The 13,929-nt window shown below is 58.2% G+C and carries 11 protein-coding genes; 4 read left to right on the top strand and 7 right to left on the bottom strand.

Translation table 11 applies throughout. The annotated features are described in order from the left end of the window. Positions 1-45: 45 nt before the first annotated feature. Positions 46-1,542 (top strand): MauE/DoxX family redox-associated membrane protein, encoded by a 1,497-nt coding sequence (locus Enr8_RS04640; protein ID WP_146429422.1) that lies wholly within the window; start codon positions 46-48, stop codon positions 1,540-1,542. On the opposite strand, the gene Enr8_RS04645 is transcribed toward Enr8_RS04640, so the two are convergent. The 5 genes from Enr8_RS04645 to Enr8_RS04665 form a co-directional block, all read right to left on the bottom strand. Further along, positions 1,539-1,823: a type II toxin-antitoxin system RelE/ParE family toxin gene (locus Enr8_RS04645; RefSeq protein ID WP_246119946.1), complete on the bottom strand. Its 285-nt coding sequence runs from the start codon at positions 1,821-1,823 to the stop codon at positions 1,539-1,541. The genes Enr8_RS04640 and Enr8_RS04645 overlap by 4 nt on opposite strands. 159 nt (positions 1,824-1,982) lie before the next feature. Beyond that, a complete protein-coding gene (locus tag Enr8_RS04650) occupies positions 1,983-2,225 on the bottom strand; it encodes a ribbon-helix-helix domain-containing protein (protein ID WP_146429423.1) in 243 nt (80 codons plus the stop codon). A gap of 128 nt (positions 2,226-2,353) precedes the next feature. Continuing rightward, positions 2,354-2,785, bottom strand: a complete 432-nt coding sequence (locus Enr8_RS04655; protein WP_146429424.1) for a hypothetical protein — start codon at positions 2,783-2,785, stop codon at positions 2,354-2,356. A gap of 61 nt (positions 2,786-2,846) precedes the next feature. Further along, positions 2,847-3,767: a DUF1559 domain-containing protein gene (locus tag Enr8_RS04660; RefSeq protein WP_146429425.1), complete on the bottom strand. Its 921-nt coding sequence runs from the start codon at positions 3,765-3,767 to the stop codon at positions 2,847-2,849. 304 nt (positions 3,768-4,071) lie between these two features. Then, positions 4,072-4,887: an MBL fold metallo-hydrolase gene (locus tag Enr8_RS04665; RefSeq protein ID WP_146429426.1), complete on the bottom strand. Its 816-nt coding sequence runs from the start codon at positions 4,885-4,887 to the stop codon at positions 4,072-4,074. A gap of 350 nt (positions 4,888-5,237) precedes the next feature. Between Enr8_RS04665 and Enr8_RS04670 the strand changes: the two genes are divergently transcribed. The 3 genes from Enr8_RS04670 to Enr8_RS04680 all read left to right on the top strand — a co-directional run bounded on the left by Enr8_RS04670 (position 5,238) and on the right by Enr8_RS04680 (position 12,374). Further along, positions 5,238-8,948 carry a preprotein translocase subunit SecA gene (locus Enr8_RS04670; RefSeq protein WP_146429427.1) on the top strand — a complete coding sequence of 1,237 codons (3,711 nt, stop codon included), beginning with the start codon at positions 5,238-5,240 and terminating at the stop codon, positions 8,946-8,948. 134 nt (positions 8,949-9,082) lie between these two features. Continuing rightward, positions 9,083-10,393, top strand: coding sequence for a 3-deoxy-D-manno-octulosonic acid transferase (locus Enr8_RS04675; RefSeq protein ID WP_146429428.1), 1,311 nt, complete (start codon positions 9,083-9,085; stop codon positions 10,391-10,393). Positions 10,394-11,366: 973 nt separating this feature from the next. After that, entirely contained in the window at positions 11,367-12,374 is a 1,008-nt protein-coding gene (locus Enr8_RS04680) for a methyltransferase (RefSeq protein WP_146429429.1), read from the top strand. 3 nt (positions 12,375-12,377) lie between these two features. Here the strand turns inward: Enr8_RS04680 and Enr8_RS04685 are convergent, their stop codons facing one another. Both Enr8_RS04685 and Enr8_RS04690 read right to left on the bottom strand, forming a co-directional pair. Then, complete coding sequence (locus Enr8_RS04685; protein ID WP_146429430.1) at positions 12,378-12,833, bottom strand: carboxypeptidase-like regulatory domain-containing protein; 456 nt, start codon at positions 12,831-12,833, stop codon at positions 12,378-12,380. 54 nt (positions 12,834-12,887) lie between these two features. Further along, positions 12,888-13,877 (bottom strand): DUF1559 domain-containing protein, encoded by a 990-nt coding sequence (locus Enr8_RS04690; RefSeq protein ID WP_146429431.1) that lies wholly within the window; start codon positions 13,875-13,877, stop codon positions 12,888-12,890. Positions 13,878-13,929: the final 52 nt, after the last annotated feature.

The following is a 13,929-nucleotide window of genomic DNA, read 5'->3' on the forward strand; positions in this document are numbered from 1 at the left end:
GGGAGATGCGTCAGCGATCGGGCGGCGCCGAAGACAGGATAATCGGTGACGACGAGTTCACTCAATACCGCGACCGAGGAGGGGACGGCCCCTCCCCTGAAGGACATCCGGCGCTGGTTTGGCTTGTCCAAACTGCGGTATGGGATGTTGGCGGCGTGCATCTTGGCGCAGACGGCGACCATACTGATAACTTGGCCGCTGTGGCAAGTTCGTGAGGCGCCGGTTCACTTACCGGCGATCGATCTCCCGCAGATTCCGTTTGGCGTCGCGATCTTGGCGACGCTGCTGTTAACGCTGGTGCGGCCGAGGATTGGTTGGTGCGTGCATGTCGCTGCGCTGCTTTTGTCGTTTGTATTTGACCAGTTTCGTACGCAGCCCCAAGTGATCGCCAATGCGATTTTGATGGCGGCGGCGCTCGATGACCATGGGCTGCGCGTCGTCCGCTGGTTTCTCGCTTCGCTCTGGTGTTGGGCAGGCCTGCACAAACTGCTTTCGCCGGACTGGTTCACTTTCAATGCTTGGAGCATCACCACGTCGCTGGGGCTCGATCCAAGCCAGTTTGGCGAATTGGTCGGTTGGGGCGTCGGGCTGGGAGAGCTGACGGTTGGCCTGTTGGCGATCTTCTGGCCCCGCGGCGCGTCGATTCCGGCCGTGCTGATGCATGTCGGTATTGCGTTGTTCCTGACGCCGCTGGCGCACAACTGGAACTATAGCGTGATTCCGTGGAACCTCTGCGTGGCGGTGGTTGGCGGTTGGGTAATGTGGACAGTATCACCGCGGCTGCCGCAATTTCGCGCCGAGTGGATTGCCGCCGTGTTGCTGCTGCTTTACCCGGCCGGCTTTTACGTCGGTTGGGTCGATCATGGAATCGCCAGCGTGCTTTACTCGGGTGGCATCCCTGATGGATTGATCACGACCGAGTCTGGCTCAGAATACATCGATGGCTGGGGAGATCTCCGCGTGCCGTTTCCGAATGAACGGCGTCTGCTGCGGCAGTACTTCGCCCGCTCGGCGCCAGTTGGGGCGAAGCTCCACATCGCCGATACCCGGACGCTATTAGGCGATCTCTACTACGTCAAACGAGCCGACGGTCAGATCGAAGAGATCACACAGGCTCAGTTCTTCGCATCCGCTCCAGGCGTCGTCGCGGGTATCGCCCTGGACGATCAATACACTGTTTTTCGCCTGGGCAACGACGGTGCGACGATGTTAAAGCGAGCCGTCGACGCCCCGATTTATGCGGTGCAAATTGATCCAAGCGTCTATCAGCCAGAGATGCTGCCGCTGCTCGCGCGGCTGCACAATCTTGAGCAGTTGAATCTGGCAGGCTGTCCGGTTACCGATGAAGAATTGGCCCGGCTGCCGATCTTGCCCAAACTGCAAGGGATTGGCTTGGCCAATACCACGGTAACCGACGTCGGACTGCAGACACTGTTGCGGCAGCCGAAACTGGACTACGTGGAAGGAGAGGGCTCTGCGATTACGTCGGAAGGGATGGCGGAGTTCTTAGAGCGGCGTTCAAATGAGATAGGGAATGACTAAAGCGAGCGTATGTCGCGTTCACCTGCAATGACGCGAACGATCTCCGCGCCGTTTGGGATCTGACGAAAGAAAATCACATAATGCCCAAAAACGCTGCTACGGATTTCCACGCCAAGCTCTGGGCGATTTTCTCCTAGTGTCGGCATAGCCGCGAGTAGACGGCACTTTTCTTCGATCGCATTGATCCACTTTGTCGCGGCTAATGGCTTGTCAGATGCGATGAAGTTGTACGCTGCCAGAAGATCATCACGCGCACTTGGTGCAAAAACCAAAACAGGCATTTAGAGCGGTTTTCTTCAATCTGTATCGTTCTGGCTGGTTGCGGCCGCGCTGGTCGGCGTTGACCTGCATCAACGAATCTTGAGGATTCGCCTGCTTCGGTCGCCTTGACCAGCTTGCCTCGCCAACGCCAGAAACGCTACAGCTATCAGAAAAACGCTCTAGTTCGCCTGATCTGACGATCTTCGCGAATGTTCGCGCAATTCCGCGAATACACGGTCGCCGTCAATTCCGTTTCCAGCATCGAGTTCGTCGATGCCGATTTGAATGTCAGTTCGCAGTTGTTGTCGGGAGAGCAATAGTTGGATGCCAGCGGCGACGGCTTCTGGTGGGGACTTGAATTCACCCGTCGCAACTAACCGCTGAATGCTGGCGGCGTCTTCCGCGGATAAATCAATATTCATGACAAGTCTCTACGAGGAATCGATCGCAATCGCCCTCAAGGTTCGGAATAGCGCGAATTGCAATATTCTATCCCAACGCGGCAGAGACGCCAAACTTCCAGAAGTAGCACGCGATTTTGAATTTCGCCCTAATCCTTCAGCTCAAACACAAAGTGATTCTTCTCCCCCTCTTTTACTTCGGCATTCAGGCCACTGGTCGAGAAGGCGGTGTATTTCGCCGGGATCAGTGACTTGGGCACCGGCATTTCGACGCCTGCTTCGACCGGCTTTGCGGTGCCGGCGTGAAGTTCGGTGGCGCTGATCATCACGTCGTTCATGCCGAGGATCGCGCCGTCGCCGTCGCGATAGGTCGACATTTCAAAAGTGCCGTCCGATCCAATCGGGCCGGTGGAAGGGGGGCCGGCCTTGGGACGGAAGCTGATGCTGCCGTAGGGAAGCGGCTTTCCGCGGTAGGTGATTTCACCCGTGGTAGGCGCCGTGTCTAAACCATTGCCACCGCCGCAGCCGCAAAGCAAGCTACAAGCCAACGCGGCGATCGCCCAGCGTTCTATACGCAGCATCAGATAACTCCCAAGATTAGTCGTCCCGCGCCCCAAAGAACTGGCCCAAGCTGGCAATCGGTTACGGCAGTTGCGCCGTCTCACCGCCATTGATCGTCCCCAAGCCGCGATACGTGTCGAAGTCGATCGTCTCCGGCAGAAAGTGGACGCTGGCGTCGGCCATGACAAAGTTGGCCCCGCCAGGATGCTTGCTGGAAAAGGGCAAGTTGCTGAACTGGATGCCATCGGTCCGATCGCGACGCGAGTTAATCGTGTCTTGATAAATGATCTTTCCGCCGTAGTAGGCCTGGTTAGTAAGGGCGCCAATTGTCCAGACGCGAACGTTGCCAGGAATGCCGCTGTTGGTTCCGGTTCGATCGCGATGGACGTACTCACCGATCATCAGCGTGTTGCTCATGCCATCGGTGATCGCGGCGGCGCGTCGCGGCCCGGTGAAGGAGAAGGCGCCATTGTCAGGGATCTTGCCGTGTGTGGCCGAAATCAGCGTGCGATCGAGCGAGCTGTCGTTGTAATACACGCCGCCGACCGCCTGATAGGGAAAGAGGGCGCCGTCGGAATAGTTCGTCGATGAGGTGTTCACTTGCTGCCCATCAAAGCTAGGGCAGAAGTAGGCGTTGATGGGCGACTTGCGTACGATTTCGTTGGTCGTTGAGTCTGGTGCGGCCGAAAAGTTGTACAGCTCATACAGCGCCGACTGCTCGACAAATGGCAGAATCGCGACGGCGAAACTGTGCGAATTCCAGACGGCGGGCGTCGAGCCGTTGGCCGGGATGTGATAAGCGCCCGGCGGAAGATTGGTCGGGTAGGTGTCCATGTAGGTGTGGCACGCCAATCCCATTTGCTTGAGATTGTTGGTGCACGACATGCGGCGGGCCGCTTCGCGGGCCTGTTGCACCGCCGGTAGCAGCAAGGCGATCAAAACGCCGATGATCGCGATCACGACCAATAGTTCGACGAGCGTAAAACCACGTCTGTTGCGCATAGTAAAGCTCCGGCAATTTTAGGAAAAGATAGGTAGATCAGCGCGAAATTGAAGGACGAGCGATCGCCGCGAGGGGAGGGACTCGCTGGCTAGCCGGGTAGTTTTTTCTTGCGCGATATCGGAAAATTCGAGCAAGGTGTAATTGGTCGGTGCTAGACGATCTTAATGGCGATTGTAGCCATTCCCCCTTGCGCGCTAAACAGTTGGGTCATAAAAAAGAGAAAATAATGAAGGGAAATTGTGCCCTCGTGCGAGGGGGGGCGGCGCGGGCAGAAGGTCTACGGAGATTGGGTAGGATGCAATGCTACGAAAGTGGGATCTCTTGCCGATCGTAGGCGAGTTGCATGTTGCCAGGCAACTTCGCATTCGCCTCTTGATGATCCATCCGGCAGGAGATGTGGGTAAAGTAGGTCTGCCGGGCGCCAATTCGCTCGGCGACGGCAACCGCTTCGTCGAGCGAATAGTGGGTTGGGTGGGGATCATAGCGGAGCGAATCGAGGATCAGTACGTCGAGCCCTTCCAGCCGAGCGTAGCTTTCCTCTGGGATTTCGTTGGTGTCGGTGCAGTAGGCGATATTGCCGATGCGAAAGCCGAGCACCTTGAATCGGGGCCCATGTTTCAGGCGAATTGGCGTTACCTGAACGCCGAGCGTCGTAAACGGATCGAGTCCGATCGGCCGTAGTTCTAGCGCAGGCGCCGCCCCAATATGGGTCGCAGGGGCCGAAGAAAAGGCGTAATCATAGGTCGTACGTATCCGCCGCTCGACGTTCGCTTCACAGTACAAGGGAACCGAATGTCCCAGGTAAAACTGGAACAACCGCAGATCGTCGAGCCCGTACAAATGGTCGGCATGCTCGTGGGTGTAGGCGACGGCATGAACGATCCCAATGTCCTCTCGCAGCAACTGCGAGCGGAGGTCGGGGGGCGTGTCTATCAGCAGATTTCCTTCTGGAAGTCCCCAAATTGCCGCGCATCGCATCCGTTTGTTATGCGGATCGCTGCTAGTGCAGACCGGGCAACCGCAGCCGATCGCCGGAACGCCGACCGAGGTACCGGTTCCGAGCAGGATCAGTTTTCCCCGGATATCGCGAGTCTTTACTGGTTTGACTGCGGAGTTCAAGAGACAGGCGACCTAAAGTGTTGAGGAAACTGGCGTTTGGTCGAGTCGAGGCGCATCGATAGGGTCGACTGGATGATTGTTTCGGGGAGCCGCGAGCTTTTCAAGCTCTGATTGGGTAGAGTCGACAATCTTCCCAGAATCGACCCAGATCGGGATGAAGATTCAGGCTTTTTGAGCGAAGAGCCCCGTTGGCGCGGATCGAAGCACGGTTGACCGGGTGATATAATCCTTATAAGCTACCCAGCGGAAAGGGTTTGCGCACATTTCGCCTGCGCAATTCATGTCTACTTCGGGACATTTTCACCTCTAACCTTTCCCTATTTATTGACCCGACATAAGCAAAGCGACCGATGGAGCTTTTGGAACGGATTTGGGAGCAGATTTGCGCGTTTTTCGGCGGTCTGCTTAGTGGTTTTGAACGACTGATCACGTCGGTCTTCGGATCGTCGAACGCTCGGTACGTAAAACGACTGCAATCCAAAGTCGACGCTATCAATGCGCTCGAATCGAAATATGAGTCGATGTCTGAGGAAGAGCTGCGCGATCAAACGCGGCTCTTCAAGCAGCGCCTAGCCGCAGGCGAAACGCTCGACGATCTGTTGGTCGAAGCGTTCGCCGTCTGTCGCGAAGGTGGCAAGCGGTTCCTCGGCATGCGGCATTACGACGTGCAGATGCTCGGCGGCATGGTGCTGACCTCCGGCGCGATCGCCGAGATGGTGACCGGTGAAGGTAAGACCCTGGTGGCGACGCTGCCGGCCTATCTCAATGCGCTGGAAGGCAAAGGGGTTCACGTCGTTACCGTGAACGATTACTTGGCCCGCCGCGACATGGAATGGATGGCGCCGCTGTATCGTGGTCTGGGGCTGACCGTTGGCACGATTCAAAGCAACATGCCGGTTCGTCAGCGGCAAGAGTCGTACTCGTGCGACATTACATACGGTACGAACAACGAGTTCGGTTTCGACTACCTGCGTGATAATATGCGCCCGGCGGCGCGCGGCGACGAACGCTTCCCCAAAGATTGGCAACAGTCGCAAGGACGGTTGCATTTCGCGATCATCGACGAAGTCGACAACATTCTGATCGACGAAGCGCGGACGCCGTTGATCATTTCGGGGCCGGCCAACCAAGACAAGCAGAAGTACGACACCGCCAACGTCATCGCCCGGACGCTGCAGAAGGACGTTCACTTTGAAGTGAACGAAAAGGACCGCAGCACGAACCTGACCGACGAAGGGGTGCGCGAAGCGGAACGCCTGGCGAAGGTCGAGAGCTTCTATACCGCGGGTAACATGGAGTGGCCCCACCTGATCGACAACGCGCTCAAGGCGCACTACCTCTATATTCGCGACGTCAATTACGTCGTCGAAGATCGCAAGGTAGTCATCGTCGACGAACATACCGGCCGTAAGATGGAAGGTCGACAATGGAGCGATGGTCTGCACCAGTCGGTCGAAGCCAAAGAAGGAGTGCCGATCAAGGAAGAGACGCAGACGCTGGCCACGATCACGCTGCAGAACTTCTTCAAGCTGTATGACAAGATCGGCGGCATGACCGGTACCGCGATGACTGAGGCGGGCGAGTTGTGGAAGATCTACCAGTTGGAAGTGATCGCTATCCCAACTAACCGCACCATGCAGCGGATCACCCATCCCGACGTAATCTACATGTCGGAGAAAGAAAAATACGAAGCGGTCGCCGACGAGATCGAGCGGTTCCACAAGTGGGACGTGCTGGAGATGAAAGACGGCAGCGAGCGCTGGGGGCATATTGCTCGCGAAGACGAGAACGTCGTCGTCTTTGAAGAGAAGGGGGGGAAAGGGAAAACCGAGTTTCCCCGGTCGCAGATTCGCCACATTCAAAAGAAGGGGCGCCCGGTTCTGGTCGGTACAGTCTCGATTGAAAAGAGCGAACGACTCGCCCATTTGCTCGAACGCCGCGGCGTGCGTCATCAGGTTCTCAACGCCAAGCAGCATCGTCGCGAAGCGGACATCGTCGCCCAAGCGGGGCGGATCGGCTCGGTCACTATCGCCACCAACATGGCCGGTCGTGGTACCGACATCGTGCTCGGCGGTAATCCGGAGACGCTCGCCTGGGCGCAGCTGCAAGACAAGTATCCAACCCGGCTGGAAGTGCCGGAAGAAGAGTGGGATACGTTGATCGCCGAGATCGAAGCCCGCGAAAAAATGAAGGAAGAGGGCAAGGTCGTCCGCGAACTGGGCGGTCTGCACGTCATCGGCACCGAGCGGCACGAGTCGCGTCGTATCGACCTGCAGTTGCGTGGTCGTTGCGGTCGTCAAGGTGATCCCGGCAGCAGTCGGTTCTTCCTGTCGCTGGAAGACGACCTGATGCGGATCTTCTTTGGCGAATGGATCCGCGGCTTCCTGATGAACATGCCAGGCGGTATGAAGCCAGGCGAGGCGATCGAAAGCCGGATGGTCACCCGCCGCGTCGAAGGCGCCCAAAAGAAGATCGAAGAACGCAACTTCGACATTCGTAAGAACCTGCTCGAAAGCGACGAAGTGATGGACGAGCAGCGCAAGCGCGTCTACGGCTTCCGCCAGCGGATTTTGGATGGCGACGACTGCAAAGAGCTGATTCTCGATATGGTCGAGCGGCAGATCGACCGCTTTGTCGACATGCTGTTGGCCAAAGACTACGGTGTCGAAACGTTCTCCCGGTGGGCTGGCATTGAGCTCTCCAGCGAATTGGATCCCCGCGATTTCCGCGGTCTGGATATCAACGCCGCTTCGGAGCATGCCAAGGACGAAGCGGAACGTCAGGCCGAATCGAACGTGATGGCGGCGATCGACGAAAATCTGCCGTCCGAAGAAGAAGAGTCGGAATGGAACTGGCAGGCGATGGCCCGCTTCTCCAATTCGATGTGGAAGACCAACTTCAGCGATCGCGAACTGAAGAAGGTTGGCCGCGATCATGTCGATACGCTGCTGGTCGAAAAGGCCCGCGAGCAGATCCAGAAGATCGACCTGTCGGAAGGGGCCAAGTTCCTTGATCCCGATTTCGGCTACAAGAGCCTGGCCGGCTGGGTCCACTACAAGTTTGACCTGAAGGTCACGGTCGAGGATCTCCGCGATAAGAGCAAAAAAGAGATCGCGGACATGATTCTGGAGATGGCGACCGAAGCCTACGAACATAAGGAATCGCAGTACCCGGTTCTCGCCGGCATCTACAAGTTCAGCGATAAGTCGGGCGGTCGTTCGCGCTTGGATCGCGAGGGCTTGGTCGACTGGGCCGCGCGACGGTTCGAGATCAATCTGGACCTGGAAGACGTCAAGAGCAAGCAGCGCGAAGAGATCCAGGCCCTGCTCGAAGAGAAGAGCCGCGGGCACATTCGACAAGCGGCCGAGAAGCTGCAAAAGGTGCGCGACAAGGTCGCCTCGATTTACGAGTCAGGTTCGGACAGCCAGACCGTCTCGATGGTCAGCGGCGGCAACGGCAAGCTCAGCTCGCTGTCGGACTGGATTCGCTCGACAATCCAGAAAGACGTCGATCCGGACGAACTGGCGTCGCTCGATCGGGCTGAACTCGAGAAACGCCTAATCCGCGAAGTCAACGAACGCTATCGTCCCGAAATGACTCGGATGGAGCGGAGCGTCCTGCTGGAACTGATCGATTCGATCTGGAAAGATCACCTGCTGGCGATGGACCACTTGAAGAGCGCCGTGGCGTTCTCGGGTTACGCCCAAGTCGACTCGAAGGTCGAGTTCAAGCGGGAAGGTATGCGGTTGTTCGAGACGATGTGGCAGTCGATCGGCGAACGGGTCACCGACCTCGTCTACAAGATCGAAAGCCTGAACGAGGACTTCGTCAGCTCGACCTGGACCGAAACCGAAGCTCGTCATGACGAAGCTGGATCGGCCGCAGCCGAAATGGCTCGCCAGAAGCAAGAGTCCAACGAAGGCTCGACCGGGACCGAAAAGGAAGTGGTCGAACCGATCCGAAACGTTGGAAAACGGGTTGGACGCAACTCGCCTTGCCCGTGCGGCAGCGGCAAGAAGTACAAAGATTGCCATATGGGCAAAGACCGCGGAGTTGGCTAGCCAACCTGCCGATAAACTAGAGTGCAGGGCCGGCCGGCGCTTTGCACTTATCCCTACCAAGAAAACGCCCTGCGAATGGCTCACCTCGCAGCGTCGTCGCTGAAAAGCAATTAGAGCCCGGGAAAGGATTCCCCATGGGTTGGTTTCTCAACATCCTCTATCTTGGCGCTCTCGTTGCAGCCATGCCGTTTTTTGCCTGGTCGAAGCTGGTGCGTGGGCGTCGTCGCGGCGGGTTGCTGGCGAAGTTCTTCGGTCTGATTCCAGTCCGCCGCGGAGATGCTCCATGCGTTTGGCTGCATGCCGTCAGCGTTGGCGAGGTAAATCTGCTAGCGACCGTCATCCAGGCGATTCGCGCCCAATCTCCCAGTGTAGAGATCTACGTCACCACCACCACGCACAGCGGCTACGAACTGGCCCGGGCTCGCTACGATGACTGCATCGTCAGCTACGCCCCGCTCGATTTCACCTGGGCGGTCAAGACGGCGCTGCGGCGGATCCGCCCCCAGACGTTGATCCTGGCCGAGCTGGAAATCTGGCCCAACCTGATTTCGCTGTCGAAGGCCCGCGGCGTCAACGTGGCCATCGTCAACGGACGGCTGAGCGAAAAGAGTTACCGCGGTTATCGCCGCGTCAGTTCGCTGCTGCGTCCGGTCCTGCGAAAAATCGATTGCATCGCGGTGCAAGACTGGTCGATCGCCGAACGGTTTGTGGCGCTGGGCGTTCCGGCCAAGCGGGTGATCGCAACCGGCTCGCTCAAGTTCGACGGCGCCGAGACCAATCGCCGCAACCTGAAGACGATGCGGCTCTGCCGCTTGGCAAAGATCCCCTCTAGCGCGGTCGTCTTTCTGGCCGGCAGTACGCAAGCCGGCGAAGAAGAGGCGGCGCTAAGCGCGTTTCTGGCAGCCAAGCCGCGGCATCCTGACCTGCGGCTGATTTTGGTCCCCCGCCATCCGGAACGTTTTGACGAAGTCGCTGCGATGTTGGACGAGTCTGACGTCAATTGGTCGCGTCGGTCTTCCCTCGAACTTAGCGTGGTTGATCCAACCGCTAGCGTGCTGTTGGTCGATACGGTCGGCGAACTGGGCGCCTGGTGGGGCGTGGCCGATATCGCTTTTGTTGGCGGCAGCTTTGGTCGCCGCGGCGGCCAGAACATGATCGAACCGGCCGCGTATGGCGCTGCTGTCAGCTTTGGGCCCAACACCAAAAACTTCCGCGACATCGTCCAGATGCTGTTGGCCGAAGAAGCGGCCGTAATGGTCGCTGACGAAGCGGAGCTGACCGCGTTCGTCGGACGCTGTCTGGACGAGCCCGATTGGTGCGAGACGCTGGGAGACAACGCCCAGCAAGTGGTCGCTTCGCAGATTGGCGCCGTCGAGCGGACGATGGAGGCCCTCCGCCCTTTCTTGCCGCCGCCTGAGTTTATTCGTCACCGGCTGGCGGCGTAGGTTCGTCGTTGTCCAGGGCCGAAGGATTACGATTTTTTAGCCATTGAACCGCCTCTTTGGCGCGCCCGTAAAGAACTTGATTTCTTCCGGATCGCCAACGACGAAGGTAACGTCCACCCCCAGTTGTCTCAGCGTCTCGGCAAAGTTCTGCGTATCGGCAAACTCCGGCGCCTCTTCCCATGGCGGGTAAAACAGGAAGACAGGGCACTGAATTCTTTCTGGGTGGCTTAAGGGGTTTGCTCGGCGTTGAAAGAGGCAAGCTGGTCGACGATTGGAATGGCTTGTGACATCTGCTCGAACCGGGCTTCGACGTCAATGATTGGTTCAAGCGCGATACAGCCAGCCAGGCGAGGTTCGTTTTCGGCCAACAGCAGCGAGATCGTTCCTGCGGCGTCGTGGCCGGCGGCGTAAATCCGCTGCGGATCAACTTGGGGAAGTTGACGGATCGCATATTCGACTGCGTTTCGTCCATTGACGACGCCGAAGCAGGCTTGGTAGTTCCGGCGATGGGCAAGCTCGAATGAGCGGCGGAACTCTTCCTCGGATTGTTCGTTCGCGTCAGATTGAGATCAAGCTTGGGAAGTAGAAAAGGAGCGATGCAGACGAAGATGCTGCCGAACACGAAAACCACGCATGACCAAAAGAGAATCCGAACGACCATCCGCGCCTTGTACGCGTTGAACTCCATTGTGGACCGGTCGTCGCTCGGACTCGGCCGGCACAGTCACCAGGGCGGCGCAGGCGTCGCATGTAAACGTTTGCCCAATCATGGCGTCGATTCGATCCTGGTGGTGCGGCAACAAGGCGAGCGACGCCCAAGTAGGCTGGGCGTCAGGTTGGGCTCACTTGCGATGATACCAGCGGTCCTTTGTTCTGTTTTCGAATTTTTCACCGCGGCTTCGCTTGTCGCCCGCTAGAATGGCTCCTTCGTTAAATGCCGACAATAACGTTTCTCGTAGGGAGTCTTAACCCGATGTCGAGCGCTTCTCCGGTTGAGCAATTGATGGAGATGATTGGCGGCTTCCAGATCTCCCAGGTCGTATTGACCGTGGGGGAGTTGGGATTGGCCGACTTGTTAAAAGACGGTCCCTGTTCGGTCGAAGACTTGGCTCAAGATTGTGGCGCCAATCCAGAGCGACTTTATCGTTTGCTGCGAGCTGCAGCGTCCGTCGGCGTGTTTGCCGAAACCGATCCCCACGTCTTTAAGATGACTCCGCTGGCCGAGCCGCTGGCGAGCGATCATCCGTACTCGCTCCGCAGCTTCTCACAGATGATGCGCGACGAGCACTTCGCCGTCTGGGGGCGGCTGGCGAGCGCAGTCCGATCGGACGAGAACGCCTTTCAGGAGATGTATGGCCAGGAGTTTTTCACCTACCTTGGCGATCATCCGAAATCGGCCGCCATTTTTGACGCCGCGATGACCAGCTATCACGGCCGCGAAACGGAGGCGATTTTGGACGCCTACGATTTTTCGCAGTTCGACATGATCGCCGACATTGGCGGCGGAAATGGATCAAAGCTGGCCGCAGTGCTGACTAAGCATCCGCAGCTACGCGGCCTCTTGTTCGACCTGCCGCATGTGGTGGAGCGAGCGGCGGAGAAACTAGAGTCAAGCCGCGTCAGCGACCGGGCGACGCTGATCGGGGGCGACTTCTTTGCCGAGGTTCCCCGTTCGGCCGACGGCTACATGATGCGGCACATCATCCACGACTGGGACGATGAAAAGAGTACGCTCATTCTGAAGAACTGCCGCGCCGCGATGGAGCCGGGGCAGAAGTTGCTGTTGATCGAGTACATCATTCCGCCTGGCAACGAACCTTCGTTCGGCAAGTTCATCGATCTGACGATGATGCTGATCCCTGGCGGCAAAGAACGGACCGAAGCCGAGTATCGCGACTTGCTGGCTGGCTGCGGTTTTCAGCTTGAGCGCGTGATCAATACCACGCAGCCGATTTCGATTATCGAGTCGTCCGCCGTTTAGCGACTATTTGGAGGCGATGTCGAGTTGGACTGGTTCCATCCCCGGCGTCACGTCGACCACCAGGTCGGTCGTCAGCGGCGACGAATACTTGACCGGGGTGAGGAACGAAACGCCTTGTTCCATCGCCCCCATCGCGGCGTTCTCCGGCGATTGGTCTTCCTCGTCGCTAGCGGCCGCTTGGGCTTGTCTCTTGGTGTTGATCTTGACGATCGTCACCTTGTAGCTGCCCGGCGGAAGTCCATCGCCGGCGGTGTACGAAGCGATCGTAAACTTGCCGTCCGCATCCGATTTGCCGGAGGCGGGTCGGCCTCCTTCTACTGGGCTAAAGCTGATGGCGGCGTCCGCCAGCGGCTTGCCATCGAGCGTGACGGTTCCGGTAAGTGGTTGCAGCTTGCTGCCGCCGCAACCGGTTAGTAGCGTTGTCGCCAAGAGAAGACTGAGGAATCGTAGGGCATGCATGAGAAGGGGTTTCCGTCGATTGGCGGCTGGGCAAATGAAGGGGCGCCGCACGGATTACAGGTCGATCACCAGGCCATCGTCACGTTGCCCCAGTCGTTGGTAAGTATTGTGATTGATCGTTTCCGGCAGGAATGAGACCGAGCCATCTCCCTTCAGGAACTGGGCGCCGCCGGGGTGGAGCGAGCGGAAGCCGAATTCCAGGTTCCAGTTGCATATCGCATAGCAAGTGTCGCCGCCGGGGGCTTCAGCCAGGGTGTGGCAGGTGTCGGTATTGATGGGGATCAGCGTTGTCGCCAAACCGCTGCCGTTATTGGAGTTGGCCCACCCCTTGGCGTGATGCGTTGAGCAGCCGGGGCGAGTTTCTCCAAAGAAGATTGTGTTCGACAGGCCATCGGTCACGCTCGAAAACTTGCCGATGAACTTATTGCCGCGGCGGGTGAATGGGCCCGCCGGTTTGATCTCGCCATGCGACGTGTCGTTGCGGAAGCCGTTCATCGCCGCTCCCTGCGAACAGGGGCAACTTGGATTGCCGGCCGCGCCGACGCCGCTGGGCCCAAAGCTGGGTGAATAGTTGTGCGCGGCGAGCGTCGTTCCCTCAACAATGCCGCCGGTGGTGTCGCTTGGGCAAACGTAGGCGTCGACGATCACCTGCTTGACCTTCTTCGAGTTGGTCGGAGCGTCGACGTACTGTTCGTGCACCGACGTGCCTGACGCAAAGTTGATCTTTTCGTATATCGCCGACTGCTCGATGAAAGGGAGCAGGCGGACGTGGGTTGAACCACGTTCCGGATTGGGCGAAGGAGGCGTCGGGGTCGACCAAGGGGTGTCGTGCGCCCAATAACCGCCCGGCGGCAAGGATTGAAAAGTGTCGTGGTAGTTGTGCAGCGCCAGGCCGATTTGCTTTAGGTTGTTGCTGCAGTGCATCCGCCGCGCGGCTTCGCGGGCCTGTTGGACGGCCGGCAGCAACAAAGCGATCAGGACGCCGATAATGGCGATCACGACCAGCAACTCAACTAGCGTAAAGCCAAACTTTCTAGACTTCATGATTGGACGACCCCAGCGAACGGAAGAGACTTGTGCCGCTATTGGCTATCTT

Origin of the sequence: Blastopirellula retiformator, assembly GCF_007859755.1 — a bacterium.
Classification (GTDB): Bacteria; Planctomycetota; Planctomycetia; order Pirellulales; family Pirellulaceae; genus Blastopirellula; species Blastopirellula retiformator.